This is a genomic window from Streptomyces sp. NPDC051567 (assembly GCF_044454165.1).
In the GTDB taxonomy this organism is placed as follows: Bacteria; Actinomycetota; Actinomycetes; order Streptomycetales; family Streptomycetaceae; genus Streptomyces.
This window is the reverse complement of record NZ_JBITDK010000014.1, coordinates 127102-152951: the sequence shown is the minus strand read 5'-3', so window position 1 is coordinate 152951 and position 25850 is coordinate 127102. Positions and strand designations below refer to the sequence as shown.

23 protein-coding genes are annotated in these 25850 nt (G+C 73.2%); 17 read left to right on the top strand and 6 right to left on the bottom strand.

Features of this window, described 5'->3' with window-relative positions:
* Positions 1-36 precede the first annotated feature (36 nt).
* Positions 37-1194, top strand: coding sequence for a D-alanine--D-alanine ligase family protein (locus ACIA5F_RS17950; protein ID WP_399353945.1), 1158 nt, complete (start codon positions 37-39; stop codon positions 1192-1194).
* A 51-nt stretch (positions 1195-1245) separates the two neighbouring features.
* Here the strand turns inward: ACIA5F_RS17950 and ACIA5F_RS17945 are convergent, their stop codons facing one another.
* Entirely contained in the window at positions 1246-1737 is a 492-nt protein-coding gene (locus ACIA5F_RS17945; protein ID WP_399353943.1) for a DUF3515 domain-containing protein, read from the bottom strand.
* Positions 1738-1760: 23 nt separating this feature from the next.
* Entirely contained in the window at positions 1761-1994 is a 234-nt protein-coding gene (locus ACIA5F_RS17940; protein WP_399353941.1) for an Lrp/AsnC family transcriptional regulator, read from the bottom strand.
* 272 nt (positions 1995-2266) lie between these two features.
* On the opposite strand from ACIA5F_RS17940, the gene ACIA5F_RS17935 reads away from it, so the two are divergent.
* Together ACIA5F_RS17935 and thiD are read left to right on the top strand one after the other, a co-directional pair.
* Positions 2267-3250 carry a thiamine-phosphate kinase gene (locus ACIA5F_RS17935; RefSeq protein WP_399353939.1) on the top strand — a complete coding sequence of 328 codons (984 nt, stop codon included), beginning with the start codon at positions 2267-2269 and terminating at the stop codon, positions 3248-3250.
* Complete coding sequence (thiD, locus tag ACIA5F_RS17930) at positions 3247-4050, top strand: bifunctional hydroxymethylpyrimidine kinase/phosphomethylpyrimidine kinase (RefSeq protein WP_399353937.1); 804 nt, start codon at positions 3247-3249, stop codon at positions 4048-4050. The genes ACIA5F_RS17935 and thiD overlap by 4 nt, the downstream gene beginning before the upstream one ends.
* Positions 4051-4177: 127 nt before the next feature.
* On the opposite strand, the gene rpmB is transcribed toward thiD, so the two are convergent.
* The gene (rpmB, locus tag ACIA5F_RS17925; RefSeq protein ID WP_073911113.1) at positions 4178-4363 is read right to left on the bottom strand and encodes a 50S ribosomal protein L28; all 186 of its coding nucleotides are present in this window, start codon (positions 4361-4363) and stop codon (positions 4178-4180) included.
* 243 nt (positions 4364-4606) lie between these two features.
* Here rpmB and ACIA5F_RS17920 point away from each other — a divergent pair, with 243 nt between their 5' ends.
* From ACIA5F_RS17920 to mutM, 9 genes are all read left to right on the top strand, one after another.
* A complete protein-coding gene (locus ACIA5F_RS17920) occupies positions 4607-6271 on the top strand; it encodes a DAK2 domain-containing protein (RefSeq protein ID WP_399353935.1) in 1665 nt (554 codons plus the stop codon).
* Positions 6272-6353: 82 nt separating this feature from the next.
* The gene (gene recG / locus ACIA5F_RS17915; protein ID WP_399353933.1) at positions 6354-8636 is read left to right on the top strand and encodes an ATP-dependent DNA helicase RecG; all 2283 of its coding nucleotides are present in this window, start codon (positions 6354-6356) and stop codon (positions 8634-8636) included.
* Positions 8637-8697: 61 nt separating this feature from the next.
* Positions 8698-9276 (top strand): 16S rRNA (guanine(966)-N(2))-methyltransferase RsmD, encoded by a 579-nt coding sequence (gene rsmD, locus ACIA5F_RS17910; RefSeq protein ID WP_399353931.1) that lies wholly within the window; start codon positions 8698-8700, stop codon positions 9274-9276.
* Between the two features lie 29 nt (positions 9277-9305).
* Positions 9306-9785: a pantetheine-phosphate adenylyltransferase gene (gene coaD, locus ACIA5F_RS17905; protein ID WP_399353982.1), complete on the top strand. Its 480-nt coding sequence runs from the start codon at positions 9306-9308 to the stop codon at positions 9783-9785.
* A 116-nt stretch (positions 9786-9901) separates the two neighbouring features.
* Entirely contained in the window at positions 9902-10954 is a 1053-nt protein-coding gene (locus ACIA5F_RS17900) for a cell division initiation protein (RefSeq protein WP_399353929.1), read from the top strand.
* Positions 10955-11023: 69 nt separating this feature from the next.
* Positions 11024-11731, top strand: a complete 708-nt coding sequence (locus tag ACIA5F_RS17895; RefSeq protein ID WP_399353926.1) for a YceD family protein — start codon at positions 11024-11026, stop codon at positions 11729-11731.
* Positions 11732-11733: 2 nt separating this feature from the next.
* Positions 11734-11907, top strand: coding sequence for a 50S ribosomal protein L32 (rpmF, locus tag ACIA5F_RS17890; protein WP_053675094.1), 174 nt, complete (start codon positions 11734-11736; stop codon positions 11905-11907).
* 19 nt (positions 11908-11926) lie between these two features.
* The gene (rnc, locus tag ACIA5F_RS17885) at positions 11927-12805 is read left to right on the top strand and encodes a ribonuclease III (protein WP_399353924.1); all 879 of its coding nucleotides are present in this window, start codon (positions 11927-11929) and stop codon (positions 12803-12805) included.
* A gap of 192 nt (positions 12806-12997) precedes the next feature.
* Positions 12998-13867 carry a bifunctional DNA-formamidopyrimidine glycosylase/DNA-(apurinic or apyrimidinic site) lyase gene (gene mutM, locus ACIA5F_RS17880; protein WP_399353922.1) on the top strand — a complete coding sequence of 290 codons (870 nt, stop codon included), beginning with the start codon at positions 12998-13000 and terminating at the stop codon, positions 13865-13867.
* A gap of 325 nt (positions 13868-14192) precedes the next feature.
* On the opposite strand, the gene ACIA5F_RS17875 is transcribed toward mutM, so the two are convergent.
* Positions 14193-15089: a CAP domain-containing protein gene (locus tag ACIA5F_RS17875; RefSeq protein WP_399353921.1), complete on the bottom strand. Its 897-nt coding sequence runs from the start codon at positions 15087-15089 to the stop codon at positions 14193-14195.
* Between the two features lie 167 nt (positions 15090-15256).
* Here ACIA5F_RS17875 and ACIA5F_RS17870 point away from each other — a divergent pair, with 167 nt between their 5' ends.
* The 4 genes from ACIA5F_RS17870 (at position 15257) to ACIA5F_RS17855 (ending at position 21858) form a co-directional block, all read left to right on the top strand.
* Positions 15257-15538, top strand: coding sequence for an acylphosphatase (locus tag ACIA5F_RS17870; RefSeq protein WP_399353920.1), 282 nt, complete (start codon positions 15257-15259; stop codon positions 15536-15538).
* A gap of 348 nt (positions 15539-15886) precedes the next feature.
* Entirely contained in the window at positions 15887-16102 is a 216-nt protein-coding gene (locus tag ACIA5F_RS17865) for a hypothetical protein (protein WP_399353918.1), read from the top strand.
* Between the two features lie 255 nt (positions 16103-16357).
* A complete protein-coding gene (locus ACIA5F_RS17860; RefSeq protein WP_399353916.1) occupies positions 16358-20107 on the top strand; it encodes an AAA family ATPase in 3750 nt (1249 codons plus the stop codon).
* Between the two features lie 323 nt (positions 20108-20430).
* Positions 20431-21858 carry a sugar porter family MFS transporter gene (locus tag ACIA5F_RS17855; RefSeq protein WP_399353914.1) on the top strand — a complete coding sequence of 476 codons (1428 nt, stop codon included), beginning with the start codon at positions 20431-20433 and terminating at the stop codon, positions 21856-21858.
* A 67-nt stretch (positions 21859-21925) separates the two neighbouring features.
* Here the strand turns inward: ACIA5F_RS17855 and ACIA5F_RS17850 are convergent, their stop codons facing one another.
* Positions 21926-23377, bottom strand: a complete 1452-nt coding sequence (locus tag ACIA5F_RS17850) for a cytosine permease (protein ID WP_399353912.1) — start codon at positions 23375-23377, stop codon at positions 21926-21928.
* 159 nt (positions 23378-23536) lie between these two features.
* On the opposite strand from ACIA5F_RS17850, the gene ftsY reads away from it, so the two are divergent.
* Complete coding sequence (gene ftsY / locus ACIA5F_RS17845; protein ID WP_399353910.1) at positions 23537-24772, top strand: signal recognition particle-docking protein FtsY; 1236 nt, start codon at positions 23537-23539, stop codon at positions 24770-24772.
* A 69-nt stretch (positions 24773-24841) separates the two neighbouring features.
* On the opposite strand, the gene ACIA5F_RS17840 is transcribed toward ftsY, so the two are convergent.
* Positions 24842-25510: a bifunctional DNA primase/polymerase gene (locus tag ACIA5F_RS17840; protein ID WP_399353908.1), complete on the bottom strand. Its 669-nt coding sequence runs from the start codon at positions 25508-25510 to the stop codon at positions 24842-24844.
* Between the last annotated feature and the right edge of the window lie 340 nt (positions 25511-25850).

Genomic DNA, 25850 nt, shown 5'->3' with positions numbered 1-25850 from the left:
CGGTACGGACGTCTGAGCGGGTACTCTCGTGGCGATATGAGCAGCGAGAACCTCCCCCAGACCCCTGAGCAGCAGGGCCGCAAGCCCCGCGTCGCCGTCGTGTTCGGCGGCCGGAGCTCGGAACACGCCATCTCGGTCGTCACGGCGGGCGCCGTGCTGCGCTCCATCGACCGTTCCCGGTACGAGGTGCTGCCCATCGGCATCACCACGGCCGGCCGGTGGGCGCTGACCGCCGACGAGCCCGAGCGGATGGCCATCGCCGACCGCCGCCTCCCGAACGTCGAGGAGCTCACCGACTCCGAGGACGGCAGCGTCGTCCTCTCGGTCGACCCGGCCAGCCGCGAAGTGGTCTACACCGAGCCCGGCGCGGTCCCCAAGGCCCTGGGCGAGGTCGACGTCGTCTTCCCCGTCCTGCACGGCCCGTACGGCGAGGACGGCACCCTCCAGGGCCTCCTGGAGCTCGCGGGCATCCCGTACGTCGGCTCCGGCGTCCTGGCCTCGGCCGTGGGCCAGGACAAGGACTACATGAAGCGGGTGTTCACCTCCTTCGGGCTGCGCGTCGGCCCGTACCTGACCGTCCGCCCCCGCGAGTGGACGGCCGACAAGGACGCCGCCCGCGCCCGCATCCTCGACTTCGCCGGAGAACACGGCTGGCCGCTGTTCGTCAAGCCCGCCCGCGCCGGCTCCTCCATCGGCATCACCAAGGTCGACGACGCCTCCGGCCTCGACGCCGCCGTCGAGGAGGCCCGCCGCCACGACCCGAAGATCATCGTGGAGGCGCTGCTGCGGGGCCGCGAGATCGAGTGCGGAGTGCTGGAGTTCGAGGACGGCCCGCGCGCCAGCGTGCCCGCCGAGATCCCGCCGGTCTCCAGCCACGACTTCTACGACTTCGAGGCCAAGTACATCGACTCCGCCTCCGGGATCGTGCCCGCCCCGCTCACCGAGGAGCAGACCGCCGAGGTGCGGCGGCTCGCGGTCGAGGCGTTCGAGGCCGCGTCCTGCGAGGGCCTGGTGCGCGCCGACTTCTTCCTCACCGAGGACGGCACCTTCGTCATCAACGAGATCAACACCATGCCGGGCTTCACCCCGATCTCCATGTACCCGCGGATGTGGCAGGAGTCGGGCGTCGCCTACCCGGAGCTGGTGGACCGCCTGATCCAGGCGGCCCTGCGCCGCCCCACCGGGCTGCGCTGAGCGGTTCCGTACGGCCGACCGCCCGCCGGGACTCCCGGCGGGCGGTCGGTGTCAGTACGAGGAGATGCCCTCGGGCACGGCCCGCGCGACGGCTCCGGAGAGCCCGACCAGCATCCCGGCGTCCGTCACGTGCTCCTTGTCGACCAGGACCTCCGTGTACGCCAGCCGCATCCCGGTGACGAACCGGAACCCGCCGTCGGGCCGCTCGTCCAGCAGCCAGGCGACCCCGTTCACATGGACGCCCTCCTGCTTCGGATCGGCCATCTCGGCGGGCTTGGGGACCCCGCACCGCAGTACGATCGCCGAGCCGCCCCACGCGGCGGTCAGGACGGACTCCGGTGTGGCCGTGGTCCGCGCCAGGCCGGCCACCGTCTCCGGGAGCGCCTCGTGCAGAGCGGCACACAACCCCGCGACCGCGGCGGGCGGCGGTGGCGGCGGGTCCACCCGGACCCCGGCACCACCCGGGACACACCCCGCGAGGGCCAGTACGGCGATCACGGCGGGCAGGGTCGGCAGACGGAGGGGCCGGCGGTGGAGGGACATCACCGGCCAAGAGTAGACGGGGGCTACAGATGGACCACCGGGCAGGTCAAGGTGCGGGTGATGCCCTCCACCTGCTGGACCTTGGCGACGACCATACGGCCGAGCTCGTCCACGGTCTCGGCCTGGGCGCGCACGATCACGTCGTACGGCCCCGTCACGTCCTCGGCCTGGATCACCCCCGGGATGCGGCCGATGGACTCGGCGACGGACGACGCCTTGCCCACCTCGGTCTGGATGAGGATGTACGCCTGTACCACGGAACCTCCAGGACGGCCACGAGGATCATGTCCCCTAACCTTCGGATGGGCCCGGGGAAAACGGACGGGCCCGGGGAAGAAGGGACGCCACGGTACCGCGTCGCCGAGCGTCCCGGGGAGACCCTTCCCCAACGTGCCGTGGACACACTCCACGGACCCGGCGCCACGCACGGCGGAGCGCGCGGGGAGCAGAAGTTGACGTATCTGTTGACGGTACCCAGAGCTGTGACGGCTCGCGACCGCAAGCGGACTGGGCAAGAAGGGGCACAGCGATGAAGGGCACTGTGGGCGAGCTGGGGGAGTTCGGGCTCATCAGAGAGCTCACCTCACGGCTCACCACCACGCCGGCGGTCCGGCTGGGACCGGGCGACGACGCCGCGGTGGTCTCGGCCCCCGACCGGCGCGTCGTGGCCAGCACGGACATCCTGCTGGAAGGCCGGCACTTCCGGCGCGACTGGTCCACCGCCTACGACGTCGGCCGCAAGGCCGCCGCCCAGAACCTCGCCGACATCGCCGCCATGGGCGCGGTCCCGACCGCCCTCCTCCTCGGCCTCGTCGTCCCGGCCGAACTCCCGGTCACCTGGCCCACCGAACTCATGGACGGAATCCGCGACGAATGTCAGGTCGCGGGCGCGGCCGTGGTCGGCGGGGACGTCGTCCGCGGCGACACCATCACCGTCGCGATCACCGCCCTCGGCGACCTGCGCAACCACGAACCCGTGCTGCGCTCCGGTGCCCGGCCCGGCGACGTCGTCGCCGTCACCGGCTGGCTCGGCTGGTCCGCCGCCGGGTTCGCCGTCCTCTCCCGCGGCTTCCGCTCCCCGCGCGCCTTCGTCGAGGCGCACCGGCGGCCCGAGCCGCCCTACCACGCGGGCCCCGCCGCCGCCGGACTCGGCGCCACCGCCATGACCGACGTCAGCGACGGCCTGATCGCCGACCTCGGCCACATCGCCGAGGCCAGCAAGGTACGGATCGACCTGCGCTCGGCGGCCGTGGACATCCCCACCCAGATGTACGACATCGGGCAGGCCGTCGGCGTGGACCCGCTCCAGTGGGTGCTCACCGGCGGGGAGGACCACGCGATCGTGGCGACCTTCCCGCCCGAGGTGAAGCTCCCGGCCCGCTGGAAGGTCATCGGGGAGGTGCTCAGCCGCTCCGCGCTGCCCCAGGTGACCGTGGACGGCGCGCCCTGGACCAGCACCGGCGGCTGGGACCACTTCGGCGCCGACCCGGCCCCCGAGGAGAGCCCGCGGTGAACGCCGCCCCGCCGCTCTGCCTGACCGTCGCCGGCTCCGACTCCGGCGGCGGCGCGGGCATCCAGGCCGACCTGAAGACCATGCTGGCGCTCGGCGTGCACGGGATGAGCGTGGTGACCGCCGTGACCGCGCAGAACTCCCTCGGGGTCAGCGGAGCCTGGGAACTGCCCGCCGAGGCGGTGACGGCCCAGTACCGGGCCGTCGTGGACGACATCGGCGTCCAGGCCGTGAAGACCGGGATGCTCTCCTCCGCCGTGCTGGTCGAGACGGTGGCCGCGCTCCTCGCCGACACCCGCGCCCCGGCCGTCGTGGACCCCGTCGGGGTCTCCAAGCACGGGGACGCGCTCCTCGCCGTCACCGCGCTGGACGCCGTGCGCCAGGAACTGCTGCCCCGGGCCACCGTGGCGACCCCGAACCTGGACGAGGTGGCGCAGCTCACGGGCGTGGTGGTGCGGACCGAGGACGACATGCGGCGGGCCGCCGACGCGATCCTCGGCCACGGCGCGCGGTGGGCGCTGATCAAGGGTGGGCACCTGACGGCCTCCGGGGACGAGGCCGTGGACCTGCTGTCGGACGGGACCGAGGAGCACTGGCTACGGGCCCCGCGCCACGACAACCGGCACACGCACGGCACCGGCTGCACCCTGGCGAGCGCCGTCGCGGCGGGCCTCGCGCAAGGCCTGACGGTGCCGGAGGCCGTCACGGCGGCCAAGGAGTACGTGAGCGGCGCCATCGCCGCCGGCTTCGCGCTCGGCGGGGGCATCGGCCCGGTCGCCCACGCCTGGCGCTGGCACCGCTGAGGTGCCGGCCCCGGAGGACGGCGCGAGAGAGCACGGCGCAGGAGCCGTCAGGAAAGGCAAAAGGCCGGTCCACGAGGTGGACCGGCCTTCTTGGCAACCGGAAAGGGCTGCGCTACGACGGGAGGCGTCAGCGCGAGACCTTGCCGGCCTTGATGCACGAGGTGCAGGCGTTGAGGCGCTTCGGCGTCCCATTGACCACGGCACGGACGCGCTGGATGTTCGGGTTCCAGCGACGGGACGTGCGGCGGTGCGAGTGGGAGATGCTGTTGCCGAAGCTCGGCCCCTTGGCGCAAACGTCGCAGTTGGCAGCCACAGGTCACTCCAAAGACTTCAGATGCAATTACAGTGAATCCGGCGCACCGGAATCAGAGATCTGAAGTGGCTTGCCGGGGGAATGGCCCGACTCTCATCGGGCAACCGGAGCAGCATACAACGACTGCTCCCGCCCAAGAAAACTACCACGGCCGCCGCCGCCCCCCGCCCCGGGGCCCCGGCCCTCCGGCCGCCCTTGGTTACCCTGCGGTGAACCCTGGCCCGTACTGAGGAGGAACACCCGGTGCCGCACGAGCCGCAGCCGCAGCCCCCTGACGAGCTCGACGCCGAAGCGGTGCGCACCTGGAGCTCCCTGGCCCTGGCCGCACTCGGCCGGGCCCGCGAGGACATCGACGCGATCAACGTCTACCCCGTCGCGGACGCGGACACCGGCACCAACCTCTACCTCACCGCCGAATCGGCCGGCCTCGCACTGGACGCCGCCCTCGGGAACGTGACCCCGGGCACACCCCGGCCCTCCCTCTCCCTGGCCGTACGGGCCTACGCGCACGGCGCCCTGACCGGCGCCCGGGGAAACTCGGGAACCATCCTGGCGCAGCTCCTGCGCGGGATCGCCGACGTCCTGGGCGACGAGCCGGAGCCGCCCCGCGGGGCCGGAGCACCGGGCCCGCTGCTGGCCCGGGCCCTGACCCGGGCCGCGGAATCGGCCTACGAGGCGGTCGCGCACCCGGTGGAAGGCACCATGCTCACCGTCGCCACCGCCGCCGCGCGGGCCGGTGAGGCGGCCGGGGCCGCCGCCGGGAGCGCCGAGGACGTGGCCCGCGCGGCCTACGACGGCGCCCGCGCGGCCCTGGCCGAGACCCCCGGACAACTGGCCGTACTGGGCCGGGCCGGAGTCGTCGACGCCGGGGGCTGCGGACTGGTCGCCGTCCTCGGAGCCCTCTGGCAGACCCTGTCCGGCCGGGAACCCACCGCCGAACCCGTCCCCGGGCGGGCCGTGCCCGTCCCGCAGCCGCCGCAGCCCTGCGCACAGGAGCAGGACGGGCCCGCGTACGAGGTGGTCTACCTGCTGGAGGCGGCGCGGGACGCCGTCGAGGACCTACGGGCCCGGCTCGACGGGCTCGGCGACTGCCTGGTCGTCGTCGGCGGCGACGAGCTGTGGAACGTCCACGTCCACGTCGACGACCCCGGCGCCGCCGTGGAGGCGGGCGTCGTCGCCGGCCGCCCGCACCGCATCCGCATCACCCACTTCGGCGACGAACGCCGCCGGGCCCGCGGCGAGCGCGCCCAGCGCGCCGTGGTCGCCGTCGTCCCCGGCGAGGGACTGGCCGGGCTCTGCGAGGAGGCCGGCGCGACCGCCGTGCTCGCCCGCCCCGGCGAGCCACCGGCCGTCGACGAGCTGGCCGCGGCCATCCGCCGCGCCCACGCCCGCGAGGTGGTGCTGCTGCCCGGCGGCCCCGAACTGCGCGCCGTCGCGGGCGCCGCCGCGGCGCGGGCGCGCGCGGACGGCGTACGGGTCGCCGTCGTCCCCACCCGGTCGGCCGTCCAGGGGCTGGCCGCCCTCGCCGTGCACGACGCGGGCGCCAGCTTCGACGAGGACGTGGTCGCCATGACCGCGGCGGCCGGCGCCACCCGGTACGGGGAACTCGCCGTCGCCGAACGGCAGTCCTTCACCTCCGCCGGCATCTGCCAGGCCGGGGACGTACTGGGCCTCATCGACGGCGACGTCGCCGTCATCGGCACCGGGCTCCCCGAGACCGCCGAAGCCGTCCTCGAACGGATGCTCGGCTCCGGCGGCGAACTCGTCACCCTGGTCCTGGGCCCCGAGGTCCCCGACTCCCTCGCCGAGCGCCTGGAGGCCTACGTCCAGCACGGACACCTGGCCGTGGACACCGTCACCTACCGGGGCGGCCGCTACTCGGGACCCCTCCTCATCGGCGTCGAGTGACCCCGGGCCCACCCGGCCCGCCACCGACCCGCACCGCCCGTCCCGGGGCCGCGGAGCGGTCCTGTCACAGGCATGGTGTGCAATGGAACACGTGCCCGCGCTCGACGAAGACCTCAAGAAGACACTCGGACCCGCCACCGCGAAGGTGCTGGCCGAGCAGCTCGGCCTGCACACGGCCCTGGACCTGCTCCACCACTACCCCCGCCGGTACGCCGAGCGGGGCGAGCTGACCTCGCTGGCCGGGCTCGCCGACCAGATCGACGAACACGTGACCGTCGTCGCCCAGGTCGCCGACGCCCGGGTCCTCACCTTCAACGGGGGCCGCGGCAGACGCCTCGAAGTCACCATCACCGACGGCAGCGGCCGGCTCCAGCTCGTCTTCTTCGGCTCCGGCGTCCACAAACCGCACAAGGAGCTGCTCCCCGGCAGCCGCGCGATGTTCGCCGGCAAGGTCTCCATGTTCAACCACAAGTTCCAGCTCGCCCACCCCGCGTACGAGCCGCTCGGCGAGGACGCCGGGGAGCGCGACGCGGCAGCCGCCTTCGCGGGCCGGCTCATCCCGATCTACCCGGCCTGCGCCAAACTGGAGTCCTGGAAGATCGCCAAAGCCGTCGACGCGGTGCTGCCCCGCGCCCAGGAGGTCGTGGACCCGCTCCCGGCCGCCCTGCGCGAGGGCCGCGGCCTGGTCCCGCTCACCGAGGCCCTCCTGAAGATCCACCGGCCGGCCACCAAGGCCGACATCGACGACGCCCGCCAGCGGCTGAAGTGGGACGAGGCGTTCGTCCTCCAGGTCGCCCTGGCCCGCCGCCGCCACGCCGACTCCCAGCTCCCGGCCGTCCCCCGCCGCCCCGTCCCCGGCGGCCTCCTCGACTCCCTCGACGACAAGCTCCCCTTCACCCTCACCGAAGGCCAGCGGACCGTCTCCAAGGAGATCTTCGACGACCTCGCCACCGACCACCCCATGCACCGCCTCCTCCAGGGCGAGGTGGGCAGCGGCAAGACACTGGTCGCACTGCGCGCGATGCTCGCCGTGGTCGACTCCGGCGGCCAGGCCGCGCTGCTCGCCCCCACCGAGGTCCTCGCCCAGCAGCACCACCGGTCCATCACCGAGATGATGGGCGAGCTGGCCGAGAACTGGGGGCTGTGGCGCGAAGCGCCTCCCCGGAAGGGTGGCGACGACCGACGGGCGGGCACGCTCGGCGGCTCCGGCCAGGGCACCAAGGTGGTCCTCCTCACCGGCTCCATGGGGATGCCCGCCCGGCGCCGGGCCCTGCTCGACCTCGTCACCGGTGAGGCCGGGATCGTCATCGGCACCCACGCCCTGATCGAGGACAAGGTGCAGTTCCACGACCTCGGCCTGGTCGTCGTCGACGAACAGCACCGCTTCGGCGTGGAACAGCGCGACGCCCTGCGCTCCAAGGGCAAGCAACCCCCGCACCTGCTCGTCATGACCGCCACCCCGATCCCGCGCACCGTCGCCATGACCGTCTTCGGCGACCTGGAGACCTCCGTCCTCGACCAGCTCCCGGCCGGCCGCTCCCCGATCGCCACCCACGTCGTCCCCGCCAAGGACAAACCGCACTTCCTGGCCCGCGCCTGGGAACGGGTCCGCGAGGAGGTGGAGAACGGCCACCAGGCGTACGTGGTCTGCCCGCGCATCGGCGACGACGACGAGGCCGCCGACCCCAGGAAGAAGGCGGCGGGCAAGAAGGCCGCCGGGAAGAAGGCGGCCGAGGAGGACGGCGACAAACGGCCCCCGCTCGCCGTACTGGACCTCGCCGAACAGCTCACCCGCGGCCCGCTCGCCGCAGTGGGCGTCGCGGTGCTGCACGGCCGGATGGACCCGGCCGACAAGGACGACGTCATGCGCCGGTTCACGGCGGGCGAGATCAAGGTGCTGGTCGCCACCACCGTCATCGAGGTCGGGGTGAACGTCCCGAACGCCACCGTCATGGTGATCATGGACGCGGACCGGTTCGGCGTCTCCCAGCTCCACCAGCTGCGCGGCCGGGTCGGCCGCGGCTCCGCCCCCGGCCTGTGCCTGCTGGTCAGCGAGGCACACGAGGCGAGCCCCGCCCGGGCCCGGCTGGCCGCCGTCGCCGCCACCCTCGACGGCTTCGCACTCTCCCGGATCGACCTGGAACAGCGCCGCGAGGGCGACGTCCTGGGCCAGGCCCAGTCGGGGGTCCGCTCCTCGCTGCGCATGCTCGCCGTCATCGAGGACGAGGAGGTCATCGCCCAGGCCCGGGAGGAGGCCACCCGCGTCGTCGCCGACGACCCGGCCCTGGAGCGGCTGCCGGGCCTGCGGACCGCGCTGGACGCCCTGCTCGACACCGAACGGGAGCAGTACCTGGAGAAGGGGTGAACGGCACGGCCTATCGTGGAAGCCCCGCACCACTGTCCCCTCCCTCCCCGAAGGACCCCAGATGACCCGCGTGATCGCCGGCAGCGCCGGCGGGCGACGGCTGGCCGTGCCCCCCGGCACCGGCACCCGGCCGACCTCGGACCGGATGCGCGAAGGGCTCTTCTCCACCTGGGAATCGCTCCACGGCCTCGCCGGAGCCCGCGTCCTCGACCTCTACGCGGGCTCCGGCGCCGTGGGCCTGGAAGCCCTCTCCCGCGGCGCGGCCCACGCCCTGCTCGTCGAGACCGACACCAAGGCCGCGCAGGCCGTCCGCGAGAACATCAAGAACCTGGCCCTGCCCGGGGCCGAGTTCCGGTCGGGCCGGGCCGAGCAGATCGTGGCCGTCCCGGCGCACGGGGACCCGTACGACATCGTCTTCCTGGACCCGCCCTACGCGGTCGGGCACGAGGATCTCCGGGAGATCCTCCTCACACTCCGGTCCAACGGCTGGCTCACCGGCGACGCGCTCGTCACCGTGGAGCGCAGCACCAGGAGCGGCGCCTTCCCGTGGCCCGGGGAGTTCGAGCCGCTCCGGTCACGGAAGTACGGGGAAGGCACGCTCTGGTACGGTCGCGCCGCCTTCACCGGCGAAGACTCATGAAGCCCGCACCGGAGAGCGAGGAACCCCAGTTGCGCCGCGCCGTCTGTCCGGGGTCGTTCGACCCCATCACCAACGGACACCTCGACATCATCGGCCGGGCCTCCCGGCTCTACGACGTCGTCCACGTCGCCGTGATGATCAACCAGTCCAAGAAGGGACTGTTCACCGTCGAGGAGCGGATCGAGCTGATCCGCGAGGCGACGGCCGACTACGGGAACATCCAGGTCGAGTCCTTCCACGGCCTGCTCGTCGACTTCTGCAAGCAGCGGGACATCCCCGCCATCGTCAAGGGCCTGCGCGCCGTCAGCGACTTCGACTACGAACTCCAGATGGCCCAGATGAACATGGGCCTGTCGGGCGTCGAAACCCTGTTCGTGCCGACCAACCCGACCTACAGCTTCCTCTCCTCCTCCCTGGTCAAGGAGGTCGCGGCATGGGGCGGCGACGTCGCCCACCTGCTCCCCGCGCACGTGCACACCGCACTCATGGCACGACTGGCCGACCGCTGACCCCAGCGGCGCCCGCCCGCCCCTCCCGCAGACCGGGCCGGCCCTCCACCCGGTGGCCTTACAGTCGTGCCGTCCGTCTCAGGAACCACCCGAGGCCGAGAGAGGTGCGAGCCCCCATGGACGTGCAGAAGAAGCTCGACGGGATCGTCGCGGCCGTCGGCGGCGCCCGCTCCCTGCCCATGTCCGCCTCCTGCGTGGTCAACCGGGCCGAGCTGCTCGCCGCGCTGGAAGAGGTGCGCCAGGCCCTCCCCGGCTCGCTCGCCCGGGCGCGGGAGGTCATCGGCGGCCGGGAACAACTGGTCGAGGAGGCCCGCCAGGAGGCGCTGCGGATCATCGAGTCCGCGCACAGCCGGCGCGGTTCGCTGGTCTCCGGCACCGAGGTGGCGCGCCGCTCCCGGGCCGAGGCGGACCGCATCCTGGAGGAGGCCCGGCGGGAGGCCGAGGAGATCCGGGCCGAGGCCGACGACTACGTGGACAGCAAGCTCGCCAACTTCGAGGTCGTCCTGTCCAAGACCATCGGCTCGGTGGACCGCGGCCGGGAGAAGCTGCTGGGCCGCGGCCCGGCCCTGGACGAACACGGCCGCCCGGACCCGGAGGCGCCCGAGCGCAGCCACGACCCCGAGACCCAGCGGCGGCAGGCGGACGCGTACGTGGACACCAAGCTGGCCACCTTCGAGGCGGTGCTCTCCAAGACCCTGGAGGCGGTGGGCCGGGGCCGCCAGAAACTGCTGGGCCGGGTCCCGTCGGACGACCTCGGCGCGCACATCGCCGCCCAGGACGCGGCGGGCACCCCGCCGTCCGCCCGCTCGGCGAGCGACGCCGAATTCCTGGCGGGCCTGGCCGAACCGCAGCCCCCGGCGCCGGAGCGGCCGGAGCCCGCGTACGCCCATCCGCGGCCGGACCCCTACGGCTACCCGGACCCGTACGGCCCGGGGCAGCCGCCGCAGCCCGGCCCGTACTCCGACCCGTACCCCGGCGCGGGCGCCGGCCCCGCCGCGGCGGCCTACCCCGCGCACTACGCGCCGCCGCAGCAGGACCCGTACGCCGCCTACCGGCAGCCCCAGCCCCAGCAGCCCCAGCTCGCGCAGCCCGCACTGGACGAGACCAGCTTCTTCGACACCGGCATGATCGACCTGGACCACCTCCGCCGGTACGAAGAGGGTCACTGATCCCGGATTGGGCGCTGAGCGCGGTGCCGGGTATCCTGGCTGTTCGGTCGCGCGTATGCACCGCGATCCATGCTGCCCTCACGTGGCGGAATCTTTGATCTTCAGCGATCTGTGAAAGCAGGAACGGCCCTGAATACCCGCCTCGACCACCGCAACCCCCTCGTGTTCGACACGCACGAGCTGGGTCGGCGTCCTGGTGCCATGCAGCGGCTCTCCCTGGAGATCGAAGCTCCGGCGGACCTCGGTCTGGCCGGCGTCATCGGAGTGCCGCAGGGCACCCCGCTGAAGCTCCGTCTCCGACTGGAATCGGTCATGGAAGGGGTGCTTGTCACAGGCACCGCCCGTGCATCGGCCGTGGGGGAGTGCGTAAGGTGTCTGGAGACCGTCGAGCGCGAGCTCAAGGCGGACTTCCAGGAGATGTTCTCGTACCCTGACGCCGACGACCGGAGCCGCTCCAAGGCGGAACCGGCCGACGACGCCGAGGACGACGAGGACACGCTCTTCCTCGAGGACGGTTTGTTCGACCTCGAACCCGTGCTGCGTGACGTGGTGGTGCTCGCACTGCCACTGCAGCCGGTGTGCCGGGAGGACTGTCTCGGACTGTGCCCCGATTGCGGGCTCAGCCTGAACGACGACCCGGACCACCACCATGACGCCGTCGACATCCGTTGGGCGGCACTGCAGGGACTCGTCGCCGATCAGGGCGACGAGAAGGACAACATGAGCGGCACTGCATCTGACGGAGTTCAGAGCGCCGCCGAGAAGCAGGAGAAGTAGCCGTGGCTGTTCCGAAGCGGAAGATGTCGCGCAGCAACACGCGCCACCGCCGGTCGCAGTGGAAGGCTGCGGTCCCCAACCTGGTTTCGTGTGAGCGCTGCCAGGAGCCGAAGCTCCAGCACATCGCGTGCCCGAGCTGCGGCACCTACAACAAGCGCCAGGTCCTCGAGGTCTGAGCGGCTGGTGAGAGGCGCAATGTCTGAGCTGTCCAACGCTGAGAAGCAGGCAGACAGTAACAACGCGGCCTCGTCCCACACGCTTCTGGAAGGGCGGCTCGGGTATCGACTCGAGTCCGCCCTTCTGGTGCGTGCGCTGACCCACCGTTCGTACGCGTACGAGAACGGCGGTCTGCCCACCAACGAGCGGCTGGAGTTCCTCGGGGACTCCGTGCTCGGCCTGGTGGTCACGGACACGCTGTACACGACCCACCCCGACCTGCCCGAAGGCCAGCTGGCCAAGTTGCGGGCCGCGGTGGTCAACTCGCGTGCACTGGCGGAGGTCGGGCGTGGCCTCGAACTCGGTCTCTTCGTCCGGCTCGGCCGGGGCGAAGAAGGCACGGGTGGCCGGGACAAGGCATCCATCCTCGCCGACACCCTTGAAGCGGTGATCGGCGCGGTCTACCTCGACCAGGGCCTCGGAGCGGCCGCGGAGCTGGTTCACCGGCTCTTCGACCCGCTCATCGAGAAGTCCTCCAACCTCGGGGCCGGCCTGGACTGGAAGACCAGTCTCCAGGAGCTGACGGCGGCCGAAGGTCTTGGCGTACCGGAATATCTGGTCACCGAGACCGGTCCGGACCACGAGAAGATCTTCACTGCTGCCGCCCGCGTCGGTGGTGTCTCGTACGGCACCGGCACCGGCCGCAGCAAGAAGGAAGCGGAACAGCAGGCGGCGGAGTCCGCGTGGCGCGGTATCCGCGCCGCCGCGGACGAGCGGATCGCGGCGGAGGCCGCGGCTGCCCGGGCGCCTGCGGCAGTGGACCCGGCAACGGACCCGGCCCCGGCCGGTACCGATGCGGGGGCCGAGGCTCCGGCCGAGGACGGCGGGTCGCCGACGCCTGCCGGTCCGAGCGCCTGACCTGCTTTTCTTTCCGGTTCTCCCCGCCCCGCCACCTGCTCGTCAGGTGGCGGGGCGGACCCGTTTCCCGGGCCCCGGGCCGGGCCGGTACGCTCGCCCGGAGCGCCCAGCCCCGTAGATCCGCAGCCCCGTAGATCCGCAGACCTGCCGATCCGCAGATCCGCAGGCCCCCATCTCCTCCGGAGGAACGCCGTGCCCGAGCTGCCCGAGGTGGAAGTGGTGCGCCGGGGGCTGGAGCGGTGGGTCGCCGGGCGGACCGTGGCCGGGGTGGAGGTGCTGCACCCGAGGGCCGTGCGCCGGCATCCGGCGGGCGGGGCCGATTTCGCGGCGCGGCTCGACGGAGGAACCATCGGGGCGGCGCACCGTCGGGGCAAGTACCTGTGGCTGCCCCTGGAGGGGCAGGACCTCTCCGTGCTCGGGCACCTCGGGATGAGCGGGCAGCTGCTCGTGCGGCCCGAGGAGGCCCCGGACGAGAAGCACCTGCGCGTCCGGGTGCGGTTCGGCGACCGCGAGGGGACGGAGCTGCGCTTCGTCGACCAGCGGACCTTCGGCGGACTCTCGCTCCACGAGAGCGCCGCGGGCAGCACCGACGGGCTGCCCGACGTCATCGCGCACATCGCCCGCGACCCCCTGGACCCGCTCTTCGACGAGGACGCCTACCACCTCGCCCTGCGCGCCCGGCGGACCACCGTGAAGCGGGCGCTGCTGGACCAGTCGCTGATCAGCGGGGTCGGCAACATCTACGCCGACGAGGCGCTCTGGCGCGCCAGGCTGCACTACGAGCGCCCCACCGCCACCCTCACGCGCCCCCGGAGCGCGGAACTCCTCGGCCATGTCCGGGACGTGATGAACGCCGCACTCGCCGCCGGCGGCACCAGCTTCGACAGCCTCTACGTCAACGTGAACGGCGAGTCGGGGTACTTCGACCGCTCGCTGGACGCCTACGGGCGTGAGGACGAGCCCTGCCGCCGCTGCGGCACCCCGATGCGGCGCAGGCCGTGGATGAACCGGTCCAGCTACTTCTGCCCGCGCTGCCAGAGGCCGCCGCGCGACCCGTCGTAGGACTCCCGGGCGGCCGGGACCCGTGACCGGGGACCCGCAGGCCGGGCCCCTGCGGCCCTGGACCTGCGGCTCCGGGTTCCGGGCCCGTGACCTGCGGCTGCGGCTAGTGCTGTGACCGGAAAGGTTCACCGGCCCTCGACGCCCGGCACGGCGCCTCGCCGCGTTGTCGGACCACGCAAGTACGTCCAGTACAAGCCGTGGCCCTCCGCCTTGCGATGCGCTCGGCATCCGAAGGATCAAGGCAAGAGCCGAGACGAAGTGAGCGCAGCGAACGCAGTCGCACCGGACGCCGCGGGCCTACCGGCAAACCTTTCCGGTCACAGCACTAGTAGCCGAAGTCCTGGGTCCACCAGGGGCCGCCGCCGGCGAAGTGGGCGCCGACGCCCAGGGTGCGGAACTCGCAGTTGAGGATGTTCGCCCTGTGGTCCGGGCTGCCCATCCACGCCGTCATCACCGAGGCCGCGTCGCCCTGGCCGCGGGCGATGTTCTCGCCGCCCAGGCCCGCGATGCCGGCCTTGACCGCCCGGTCCCACGGGGTGTTGCCGTCGGGGTCGGTGTGGTCGAAGAAGCCGCGGACGGCCATGTCCTTGCTGAAGGCCCCGGCCAGCCCCGCGAGCGGCGGGTTGGCCCGGACCGGCCCGCACCCGGCCTGTGCGCGCGCCTGGTTCACCAGGGCCAGTACGGCGGCCTCCTCGGCCGAGTGCCCGTTCCCGGCCGGCGGGGACGCGGGCCGGGACGGCGCCGGGTCGGCCGGACGGACGGGGGCGGTGCTCCGCTGCGGGGACGGTGCCTGCGGCCGGGTCCTGGTGGGAGCCGGGGCGGAGGAGGCCGCAGCGGTGGGGGCGTCCGGTGAGGCGGACGGGCTCGGTGACGCCGACGCGGACGGCGATGCGGCCGGGGAGGGGGAGGCGGCCGGGCTCGCCGGGCCGGTGCCCGCCCCGGGACTCGTACCGGGGCTCGCGGGGGCGCGGCCGGTGAGGTCGGCCGGGCCGCCCCCGGGGGTGCTTCCGGGGTCCGGCGCGGGAGTGGCGCGGGCCTCGGTCCTGGCGGCCGTACCCGTACCGAGGTAGGGGAAGGAGCCGCCGACCGCCACCATGCCCGTCGTGACGGCCGCCGCGCCGAGGGCCACGGCCACGGAGGCGCCCAGCAGGCCGGTGCGCACGGCGGTGCGGCGCCTGCCGCCGCTGCGGCGCGGCGCGGCATGGAGTCGGTGGCGTCCCATCGGCGGCGTGCCCTTCCTGCGGGACCGGACCCGCGGAGACCGGGTCCGGTACGATCAAGATCATCCTTTACTCACCCAAATGGGTGAGTTCATCGGTGCGCGACTGTACGCCATGGCGTACAGGGGGCGATGCGGTCCGCAGGTGTCCGCCCGGTTAGCGTTCACGCATGAACGAAGACGTCCGTCTGACCGCCTGGGTGCGCGGTCGTGTACAGGGAGTGGGCTTCCGCTGGTTCACCAGGGCCAATGCCCTGGAGATCGGCGCGGTCGTCGGCTTCGCGCTCAACCTGGACGACGGCCGGGTGCAGGTGGTGGCCGAGGGGCCGCGTGAGAATTGCCACCGGCTGCTCGACTGGCTGCGCTCCGCCGACACGCCCGGCCGGGTGGACGGGGTCACCGAGATCTGGAGCACACCGCGCGGCGGATACGACGGGTTCGCGATCCGGTGACGGATCGGCCGATCATGCACTGATCACATCGCGCGGCCGTCCGCACACCGCCGGAACTGGGCATTCGTCACCGACGCGTTGCCGGAGCCGTCGATCCGTGGAAGGCTCGGAGATGAGGATGATCTCCGCGCCCCGTGCGAGGACCGGGCCGCCCGCGGATACGGGGCGTGATCGTGTTGACCGTCAAACTTTTTGGTGAGACGCTGGAAGCCCCGCGCACCTGAGCTGTTTGGCAGTGTTGGCAGTAGTAAGCGCAGTGACTGACAGTCGTTGCCGGACGCCGCGGGTGCGATTCCCTCACGACCCACACCGCTTCGGTCGGTCACTCAGTGTGGAGGACCATCCATCATGGCAAAGGCGCTTCTCGGTTACGTCGGCGGTTCCGATCCGCGACTCCTCGCCGAGATGCGACGGCTTCAGCAGCGCGTCCAGGACCTTGAGTCCGAGCTCGGACGGATTCAGTCCGAGAACGACGCGCTGAACGCTGCCGCCGCTCAGCACGGAGACTCGCTGCTCGACAGCATCGACATCGACGTACCCCAGGCGGAGCCTGCGCTCACCTGATCCGCGCTCACTCGTCGCTCTACTCGGCCCCGCATGATCTGCAAGGGACGCTTCGGCGTCCCTTCTTTCTTCCCGCGCCTCCCCGCGCCTGCCCCGCTTTCCGGCCTGCCCGCCTCCCCGTGACGTCCCCGCCCGCCCTTCCCGGCGGTCCGGGTGCGGGGCATTGGGCCAGGTGGGGGGCGGGGCTCTCCCCGTCCGGGCCGGATACCGCACCTTCACGGGTGAAACCGGACACGAGCGGTAGAGTCCGGCCGCGTGCACCTCAAGTCCCTGACCCTGCGCGGCTTCAAGTCCTTCGCCTCCACCACCACCCTGCGCTTCGAGCCGGGGATCACCTGTGTCGTCGGCCCGAACGGCTCGGGCAAGTCGAACGTGGTGGACGCGCTCTCCTGGGTCATGGGCGAACAGGGCGCCAAGTCCCTGCGCGGCGGGAAGATGGAGGACGTCATCTTCGCCGGGACCACCGGGCGTCCGCCGCTCGGGCGCGCCGAGGTCTCCCTCACGATCGACAACTCCGACGGCGCGCTGCCCATCGACTACGCCGAGGTCACCCTCACCCGGATCATGTTCCGCGGAGGCAGCAGCGAGTACCAGATCAACGGTGACACCTGCCGCCTGCTCGACTTCCAGGAGCTGCTCTCCGACTCCGGCATCGGCCGCGAGATGCACGTCATCGTCGGCCAGGGCCGGCTGGACTCGGTCCTGCACGCCGACCCGATGGGGCGCCGCGCCTTCGTCGAGGAGGCGGCGGGGGTGCTCAAGCACCGCAAGCGCAAGGAGAAGGCGCTGCGGAAACTGGACGCGATGCGGGCCAACCTCGCGCGCGTGCAGGACCTCACCGACGAGCTGCGGCGGCAGCTCAAACCGCTCGGCCGGCAGGCGGCGGTGGCCCGGCGGGCGGCCGTGATCCAGGCCGAGCTGCGGGACGCGCGGCTGCGGCTCCTCGCCGACGACCTGGTCACCCTGCGGGCCGCCCTGGGGGCGGAGCTCGCGGACGAGGCGGCGCTCCGGGAACGCAAGGAGAGCGCCGAGGCCCGGCTCGCCCGGGCGCTGCACCGGGAGGAACGGCTGGAGGAGACGGTACGGGACCTCGCGCCCCGGCTCCAGCGGGCCCAGCAGAGCTGGTACGAGCTGTCGCAGCTGGCCGAACGGGTCCGCGGGACGGAGTCCCTGGCACGGGAACGGGTCCGCAGCGCCTCGGCCCCGGCGCAGGAGGAGCGGCGGGGCCGGGACCCGCAGGAACTGGAGCAGGAGGCCGCCCAGGTCCGTGAGCAGGAGGCCGCTCTGACGGCGGCGCGGGAGACGGCGGCGGGGACGCTGGAGGAGGCCGTCGGCCACCGGGCGGAGCGGGAACGCTCGCTCGACGAGGAGGAACGGCGGCTGCGCGACGCGGCGCGGGCCGTCGCGGACCGGCGCGAGGAACTGGCCCGGCTGACGGGAGCGCTGGGCGCGGCCCGGTCCCGCGCGGGCGCGGCGCAGGCGGAGACCGGCCGGCTGGCGGCGGCGCGGGACGAGTCCCGGTCCCGGGCGGCGCGGGCGCGGGAGGAGTACGAGGCCCTGGCGGCGGAGGTCGGTCCGCTGGACGGGGACGGGGACGAGGACGCGGCGCGCAGCGCGCGGTGGGAGGAGGCCCGGACCGGCCTGGCGGCGGCGGAGTCCGCGCTGACGGCGGCCCGGGACGCGGTGGTGGCGGCGGAGCGGTCCCGGGCGGCGGTCTCGGCCCGGCGGGAGGCGCTGGCGCCGGGGCTGCGCCGCAAGGACGGCACGGGCGCGCTGCTCGCCGCACGGGACCGGAGTGCCGGAGTGCTGGGCCCGGCGGCGCTGCGGCTGTCGGTGACCCCGGGGTACGAGGCCGCCGTGGCGGCGGCGCTGGGCTCGGCGGCGGACGCGGTGACGGTGGCCTCGCCGGCCGCCGCGCTGGAGGCCGTCCGGCACCTGCGGGAGACGGACGGGGGACGGGCCACCCTGCTGATCACCCCGCCGCCCGTGCCCCCGCAGCCGGTCGCTCCGCCGCCAGGCGGACTCCCGGCCCAGGGCGCCGCCCCGCACCCGGATGCCGCGCACCCCACCGCCCCGGTTCCGGCGGGTCAGGGGCCGGGACCGGGCCCGGGCCCGGCCGTCGCGCGTGCGGCCGTCCCGTGCGGGACCACCGCCCCGGCCCCCGCCGCGCCCGTCGTCCGGTTCGTCCAGGGGGACGCGGCCGTGCTCAGGGCCGTGGCGTGGCTGCTGCGGGACCACGTCGTCGTCGGGACGCTCGACGAGGCCGAGGCGCTGGTGGCCGAGCGGCCCGGGACGGTGGCCGTGACCCTCCTGGGGGACGTGTTCGGGGCGCACCTCGCCCAGGGCGGCTCCGCCGGGGCACCCAGCCTGATCGAGGTGCGGGCCGCCGTGGACGAGGCGGCGGGCGAACTGGCCCGCCTCGACGGGGAGTGCCGGGAGCTGACGCGGGCCCAGGAGAGCGCCCTGGCGGCGCACCGGGAGCTGGCGGCCCGGGTCGAGGAGCTGGCCGAGCGCCGCCGGGCCGGGGAACGGGCCCGCGCCGGGGCCGCGCAGCGGCTCGGAGCGCTCGCCGGGCAGGCGAAGGGCGCGGCCGGTGAGGCCGAGCGCGGGGCCGCCGCCGCCGTCCGGGCGCAGGAGGCGCTGGAGCGGGCGGTGACCGAGGTGGAGGAGTGCGCCGGGCGGCTGGCCACGGCCGAGGAGATGCCCGTCGAGGAGGAGCCGGACACCTCCCGCAGGGACCGGCTCGCCGCGGCCGGGGCCGCGGCGCGGCAGGCCGAGATGGAGGCCCGGCTACAGCTCAGGACGGACGAGGAGCGGGTCAGGGCGCTGGCCGGACGGGCCGATTCCCTCGACCGCGCCGCCAGGGCGGAGCGGGAGGCCCGCTCCCGCGCCGAGCGGCGCCGGGCCGGACTCCGGCACGAGGCCGAGGTGGCCGCGGCGGTCGCGGACGGTGCCCGGCAGCTCCTCGCGCACGTGGAGGTGTCACTGGAGCGGGCGGCGGCGGAGCGCACCGGCGCCGAGGAGGCCCGGGGGGTCCGCGAGCGGGAGCTCGGGGAGGCCCGGGCCCGGGGCCGGGAGCTCGCGGGCGAGCTGGAGGAGCTCACCGGCCACGTCCACCGGGGCGAGGTGCTCGGGGCGGAGAAGCGGCTGCGGATCGAGGCGCTGGAGGCCCGGGCGCTGGAGGAGTTCGGCCTGGAGCCCGCCGGGCTGGTGGCCGAGTACGGGCCCGACCGCCCGGTCCCGTCCGGCCCGCCCGAGGACGGCACGGCGGGTCCGGCGGGTCCGGGGGGCGCGGAGGGCGGGGGAGCGCCGCAGGACCCGGACGGTCCGGGCGCCCCGTCCGCCCCCTTCGTCCGGGCCCGGCAGGAGGAGCGGCTCAGGGCGGCCGAGCGCGCGTACCAGCAGCTCGGGAAGGTCAACCCGCTCGCGCTGGAGGAGTTCGCGGCGCTGGAGGAGCGCCACCGGTTCCTCGCCGAACAACTCGGCGACCTGCGCCGGACCCGCACCGACCTCCTCCAGGTGGTGAAGGAGGTGGACGCGCGCGTCGAACAGGTCTTCACCGAGGCGTACCGGGACACGGCACGGGAGTTCGAGGGCGTCTTCTCGCGGCTGTTCCCCGGCGGGGAGGGCCGGCTGGTCCTCACCGACCCGGGTGACATGCTCGCCACCGGGATCGACGTCGAGGCGCGTCCGCCCGGCAAGAAGGTCAAGCGGCTGTCGCTGCTGTCCGGGGGAGAGCGGTCGCTGACCGCCGTGGCCCTGCTGGTGGCGATCTTCAAGGCCCGGCCCAGTCCCTTCTACGTGATGGACGAGGTCGAGGCCGCGCTCGACGACACCAACCTCCAGCGGCTGATCCGGCTCATGGAGGAGCTCCAGGAGAGTTCGCAGCTGATCGTGATCACGCACCAGAAGCGGACGATGGAGGTCGCCGACGCGCTCTACGGCGTCTCGATGCAGGGCGACGGGGTCTCCAAGGTCATCAGCCAGCGGCTGCGCCGACGCTGAGCCTCCCCCCTGTGCCGTCCGGAGTGCAGGTGGTGACGCGCGGTTTGGTGTGCGGCGCCGAGAGGAATACGTGCACACGGAAGACGAGCACAGACGGTCCCCACGCCGCCCGCCGTCGACGCGGGACCCCGGGAGTGTCTTCGACCCAGTGCTGTGACCGGAAAGGTTCACCGGCCCGCGACGCCCGGCACGGCACCTCGCCGAGCTGTCGGGGCGCCCGCGTACGTCCGGTACGACGGGCGCCCCTCCGCCTTGCGATGCGCCGCACCGGACGCCGCGGGCTCATCGGCACACCTTTCCGGTCACAGCACGAGGAGCACACCTTGACCAGCACAGCGAACGCACCCGCGGCGGGCGGTGGCCCGGCGGTACCCGACCATCTCGGGCACGTCATCTTCATCACCGCCGCCGCCGCCATGGGCGGTTTCCTCTTCGGCTACGACAGTTCGGTCATCAACGGCGCCGTCGTCGCGATCCGCGAACGGTTCGACGTCGGCGCCGGGGTCCTGGCCCAGGTGATCGCCGCCGCGCTGATCGGCTGTGCGTTCGGCGCCGCCACCGCGGGCCGCCTCGCCGACCGGATCGGCCGGATTCGCTGCATGCAGATCGCCTCGGCCCTCTTCACGGTGAGCGCCGTCGGGTCGGCCCTGCCCTTCGCCCTCTGGGACCTCGCCATGTGGCGGGTCATCGGCGGCTTCGGCATCGGCATGGCCTCCGTCATCGGCCCCGCCTACATCGCCGAGGTCTCCCCGCCCGCCTACCGGGGTCGGCTCGCCTCCTTCCAGCAGGCGGCCATCGTCATCGGCATCGCGATCTCCCAGCTCGTCAACTGGGGCATCCTCAACCTCGCCGGAGGCGACCAGCGCGGCAGGATCGGCGGCCTGGAGGCCTGGCAGTGGATGCTCGGGGTCATGGTCGTCCCGGCCGCGCTCTACGGGCTGCTGTCCTTCGTCATCCCGGAGTCCCCGCGCTTCCTGGTCTCCGTGGGCCGTACCGAGCGGGCCAAGGAGGTGCTGCGCGAGGTCGAGGGCTCGAACGTCGATCTCGACGCCCGGGTCGCCGAGATCGACCACGCCGTGCGCTCCGAGCACAAGTCCACCTTCAAGGACCTGCGCGGCGGCCGGTTCGGCCTGCTGCCCATCGTCTGGATCGGCATCGGCCTCTCGGTCTTCCAGCAGCTGGTCGGCATCAACGTGATCTTCTACTACAGCTCCTCGCTGTGGCAGTCCGTGGGCATCGACCCGACCAGCTCGTTCCTCTACTCCTTCACCACGTCGATCGTCAACATCATCGGCACCGTGATCGCGATGATCTTCGTCGACCGGATCGGCCGCAAACCGCTCGCCCTCATCGGCTCGACCGGCATGGCCGTCGCTCTCGGGGTCGCCGCGTGGGCGTTCTCGTACAAGGAGGGCAGCGGCGGTCACATCACCATCCCCGACACGCAGGGCACGGTCGCGCTGGTCGCCGCGCACGTCTTCGTGCTCTTCTTCGCGCTCTCCTGGGGCGTGGTGGTCTGGGTGCTGCTGGGCGAGATGTTCCCGAACCGCATCCGGGCCGCGGCGCTCGGTGTCGCCGCCGCCGCCCAGTGGATCGCGAACTGGCTCATCACCGTCACGTTCCCGACGCTGTCGGACTGGAACCTCTCCGGCGCGTACGTGATCTACGCGTGCTTCGCCGTGCTCTCGATCCCCTTCGTCCTCAGGTGGGTGCCGGAGACCAAGGGCAAGGCGCTGGAGGAGATGGGGTAGCCCTCCCGGACGGCCGACGGCCCCCTCACCCGTATTGCCGGTGAGGGGGCCGTCGGCCGTTATGGGGTCAGCCCGTCGCGGAACCGGTGAGCACGGGCTCCTCCCCGGCGGGGGCCGCGGCCGGGGTGGTCGGCGCCGAGCGCGGCAGGACGGCGTAGAGCACGGCCGAGGTCACGATGCCCGCCGCCCAGCCGAGGCCGTTCTGCCCGATCCAGGTGGTGGCGAGCGGCCCGCTGAACCAGTCCACCTTGGTGAACAGCAGCCCCACGGCCAGGGCGAGCGCCCATGCCGTCATCGCCTGCCAGGCGTAGCCGCCCTTGTACCAGTAGGCGCTGGTCCGGGTGGTGTCCAGGAGCGCGGCCCCGTCGTAGCTCTTGCGGCGCAGCATGTCCACGCCGAAGACGCCGATCCACGCGGAGAAGGCCACGGCCAGCAGGGTCAGGAAGGAGATGAAGGAGCCGAAGAAGCTGGTGGCGACCACCATCAGCAGGAAGCCGAAGACCAGGCTGATCACGGCGTTGACGCTGACCGCCCAGGCGCGCGGGACCTTGATGCCGAGGGTCTGCGCGGTGAAGCCCGCCGAGTACATGGACATCGAGTTGATCAGCAGCATGCCGACCAGCGCGACGAGCAGGTACGGGACCGCGAGCCAGATCGGCAGCAGCTCGCCGATGAAGGAGACCGGGTCCTGGGCGGTGGCCAGGCCGGGGGTGCCGACGGCCATGACCGCGCCCATCAGGACCATGGGCAGGACGACGACCCCCGCGCCGCCGATCGTCGCGCCGACCATGCCCTTGGAGGAGGCGGTGCGGGGCAGGTAGCGGGTGAAGTCGGGGCCCGAGGGCACCCAGCTGATGCCACCGGCCGCGATGGTGCCGATGCCCGCGATCATCATCGCGGTGGAACCGGCCGGCTTGCCGAAGACGGCGGACCAGTCGGTGGTGAGGACCAGGTAGCCGAGGACGAGCACGCTGAAGCCGCCGAAGAGGTACGTGGACCACTTGGAGCAGACGCGCAGCGCGTTGATGCCGAGCCCGGAGACCACGAAGGTGCAGCCGACGAAGAAGAGCAGGGTGACGACGATGAGCGTGGTGTTGCTCTTGATGCCGAAGAGCAGGTCGAGGACGGTCAGGACGGCGTAGGCGCCGCTGACCGCGTTGATGGTCTCCCAGCCCCACCGGGCGATCCAGATCAGCGCACCGGGGAAGAGGTTGCCGCGCTGCCCGAAGACGGCCCGGGAGAGCGCCATGCCGGGGGACCCGCCGCGCTTCCCGGCGATCGAGATCAGGCCCACGATCCCGTACGAGAGGACGGGCGCGACGGCGGCGACGACGAGCACCTGCCAGATGTTCAGCCCGTTGAAGATGACCAGTCCGGCGCCCATGGTCAGCAGCAGCACGCTGATGTTGGCGGCGACCCAGGTGGGGACGAGTTCGCGGACCCGGCCGCTCCGCTCGCTGTCGGGGACGGGTTCAAGGCCGCGGGTCTCTATCGCGCCGTCGGCGGGCTCGGCAGGCATGCAGTACTCCGTGCGGGGAGGAGACGGGACAAAGGAGGTAAGTCATCCATCATCGTATGTTCGTCATGAAATCTACAAATAGAGACTTACGTCCTTGTGGGAAGCTCCAAGTGCCGGGTTCCGGGTTCCGGTGCCGCCGTGGCCGATACTGGGTGGGTTATGGAAATCCTTATCCTCGCTGTAGTCATCGCCCTGGTCGCGGTCGGCGCGATCAGCGGACTCGTGGTCGTCAGCCGCAAGAAGAAGCAGCTGCCGCCCCCGGCACCGTCGAGTACGCCGACCATCACTGCCCCGCCCGCCGAACCCCGTGTGGGGGAGGACGCCGCACCGACGGCGCAAGAGCCGCGCCGCACGATCGAGGAGGTCGGCCTCCCCTCCCCGGAGACCGCCGCCGAACCGCCGGCCGCCGAGCAGGAGCCGGCCGCCGAGCAGGAGCCGGCCGAGCCGGCCGCGCCCGCGATCGAGGTGCCCGAGCCCAGCGCGGGCCGCCTGGTCCGCCTCCGCGCCCGCCTCGCCCGGTCGCAGAACTCGCTCGGCAAGGGGCTGCTCACGCTGCTCTCCCGCGAGCACCTCGACGAGGACACCTGGGAGGAGATCGAGGAGACCCTCCTCATCGCCGACGTCGGTGTCGCACCCACCCAGGAGCTGGTGGACCGGCTCCGCGAGCGGGTCAAGGTCCTCGGCACCCGCACCCCCGCCGACCTGCGCACCCTCCTCAAGGAGGAGCTGCTGGCCCTGCTCGGCACCGACTTCGACCGCGCCGTGAAGACCGAGAGCGGGGTCGACACCCCGGCCGTCGTGATGGTCGTCGGCGTCAACGGCACCGGCAAGACCACCACCACCGGCAAGCTCGCCCGGGTGCTCGTCGCCGACGGCCGCAGCGTGGTGCTCGGCGCGGCCGACACCTTCCGCGCCGCCGCCGCCGACCAGCTCCAGACCTGGGGCGAGCGGGTCGGCGCGCGCACCGTGCGCGGCCCCGAGGGCGGCGACCCGGCCTCGATCGCCTACGACGCGGTCAAGGAGGGCATCGCCGAGGGCGCCGACGTGGTGCTCATCGACACCGCCGGCCGCCTGCACACCAAGACCGGCCTCATGGACGAGCTCGGCAAGGTCAAGCGGGTCGTGGAGAAGCACGGCCCGCTGGACGAGATCCTCCTCGTCCTGGACGCCACCACCGGACAGAACGGCCTGACCCAGGCCCGTGTCTTCGCCGAGGTCGTGGACATCACCGGCATCGTGCTCACCAAGCTCGACGGCACCGCCAAGGGCGGCATCGTCATCGCCGTCCAGCGCGAGCTGGGCGTCCCCGTCAAGCTCGTCGGCCTCGGCGAGGGCCCCGACGACCTGGCCCCCTTCGAGCCGGAGGCGTTCGTGGACGCCCTGATCGGCGACTGAGCCGTTCCGCCTCCATGACGGTGCCCCGTGTTCCGGCCGGAACACGGGGCACCGTCATGAACACCGGGGTCAGCGGCGCGAGCGGTGGCAGATGTACGCGAGCGTGCCCAGCAGGAGCCGGGCCTGCGGCGGCCCCCCCGCGGAGTCCAGCGCGGGCGGACGCAGCCACCCCACCGGCCCCAGACCGGCGTGGTCCGAGGGCGGGGCGGTGACGAAGGCCCCCGCGCCCAGGGCCCGCAGGTCGAGATCGGCGTCGTCCCAGCCCATCCGGTACAGCAGCTGCGGCAGCCCGGCGGCGGCCCCCGGGGCCACGAAGAACTGGGCCCGCCCGTCCGGGGTCACGGTGACCGGGCCCAGCGGCAGACCCATCCGCTCCAGCCGGACCAGGGCGCGCCGCCCGGCCTCCTCGGACACCTCGATCACGTCGAAGGAGCGGCCCGCCGGCAGCAGCACCGCCGCGCCCGGGTACCCGCCCCAGACCTCGGTGACCTCGTCCAGGGTGGCCCCGGCGGGGACGGTGGGGGCCAACGGCAGGGGATGGGCCCCCGGAGCGCGGCACTTTGCCGTGCCGCAGGAGCAGTCGCGGGCCGGGGCCCCGGCCCGGGCGCCGGGGACCACGGCCCAGCCCCACAACCCGGTGTACTCGGCCACCGCCGTACATTCCGACGTCCGGCCGCGGCGCCGGGCGCCGGAACGGAATTCCCTGGTGCTGCGGCTGCCGCCGATCGTGAAGCCCATGCCCATGCCCCCTCCAACGGGTCGGACGCGCCGGTGGTTACGACGTCGGCGGGACCTGCCGCCGGTGGTCTGTGGGAGGCTGCTTCCGGATACCGCCCGGCGCACTGCCCGCCGCGCGCGCCCCGGGTGCACTCCCGTCCGACCGTTCGGCTCCGCCTCGGTGTCAAGTGAATCGCGCCGGGCGGCCGACGCGTTCATTCGAAGGGGTGGCGAATGGTGGCGTTTGGGGAATCGGCCTCGTCGCGAGGGTGATCGTAGGATTACTTTCGGTGCGCGAGAACCAGGAACCGGCCACCCGTGGTCATGCCGGAGGCGGCGGGTGAAGGATCTGTGAAAGTCC

Excerpts from the sequence above, each read along its gene's own strand:
- ACIA5F_RS17865 (WP_399353918.1), top strand. The coding sequence starts at position 15,887 with ATGGCAAAGGCGCTTCTCGGTTACGTCGGCGGTTCCGATCCGCGACTC.
- ACIA5F_RS17840 (WP_399353908.1), bottom strand. The coding sequence starts at position 25,510 with ATGGGCTTCACGATCGGCGGCAGCCGCAGCACCAGGGAATTCCGTTCC.
- ACIA5F_RS17875 (WP_399353921.1), bottom strand. The coding sequence starts at position 15,089 with ATGGGACGCCACCGACTCCATGCCGCGCCGCGCCGCAGCGGCGGCAGG.
- rnc (WP_399353924.1), top strand. The coding sequence starts at position 11,927 with ATGTCTGAGCTGTCCAACGCTGAGAAGCAGGCAGACAGTAACAACGCG.
- ACIA5F_RS17935 (WP_399353939.1), top strand. The coding sequence starts at position 2,267 with ATGAAGGGCACTGTGGGCGAGCTGGGGGAGTTCGGGCTCATCAGAGAG.
- ACIA5F_RS17870 (WP_399353920.1), top strand. The coding sequence starts at position 15,257 with ATGAACGAAGACGTCCGTCTGACCGCCTGGGTGCGCGGTCGTGTACAG.
- recG (WP_399353933.1), top strand. The coding sequence starts at position 6,354 with ATGGAACACGTGCCCGCGCTCGACGAAGACCTCAAGAAGACACTCGGA.
- ACIA5F_RS17950 (WP_399353945.1), top strand. The coding sequence starts at position 37 with ATGAGCAGCGAGAACCTCCCCCAGACCCCTGAGCAGCAGGGCCGCAAG.
- ACIA5F_RS17850 (WP_399353912.1), bottom strand. The coding sequence starts at position 23,377 with ATGCCTGCCGAGCCCGCCGACGGCGCGATAGAGACCCGCGGCCTTGAA.
- ACIA5F_RS17945 (WP_399353943.1), bottom strand. The coding sequence starts at position 1,737 with ATGTCCCTCCACCGCCGGCCCCTCCGTCTGCCGACCCTGCCCGCCGTG.
- ACIA5F_RS17900 (WP_399353929.1), top strand. The coding sequence starts at position 9,902 with ATGGACGTGCAGAAGAAGCTCGACGGGATCGTCGCGGCCGTCGGCGGC.
- ACIA5F_RS17895 (WP_399353926.1), top strand. The coding sequence starts at position 11,024 with ATGCTGCCCTCACGTGGCGGAATCTTTGATCTTCAGCGATCTGTGAAA.
- ftsY (WP_399353910.1), top strand. The coding sequence starts at position 23,537 with ATGGAAATCCTTATCCTCGCTGTAGTCATCGCCCTGGTCGCGGTCGGC.
- rsmD (WP_399353931.1), top strand. The coding sequence starts at position 8,698 with ATGACCCGCGTGATCGCCGGCAGCGCCGGCGGGCGACGGCTGGCCGTG.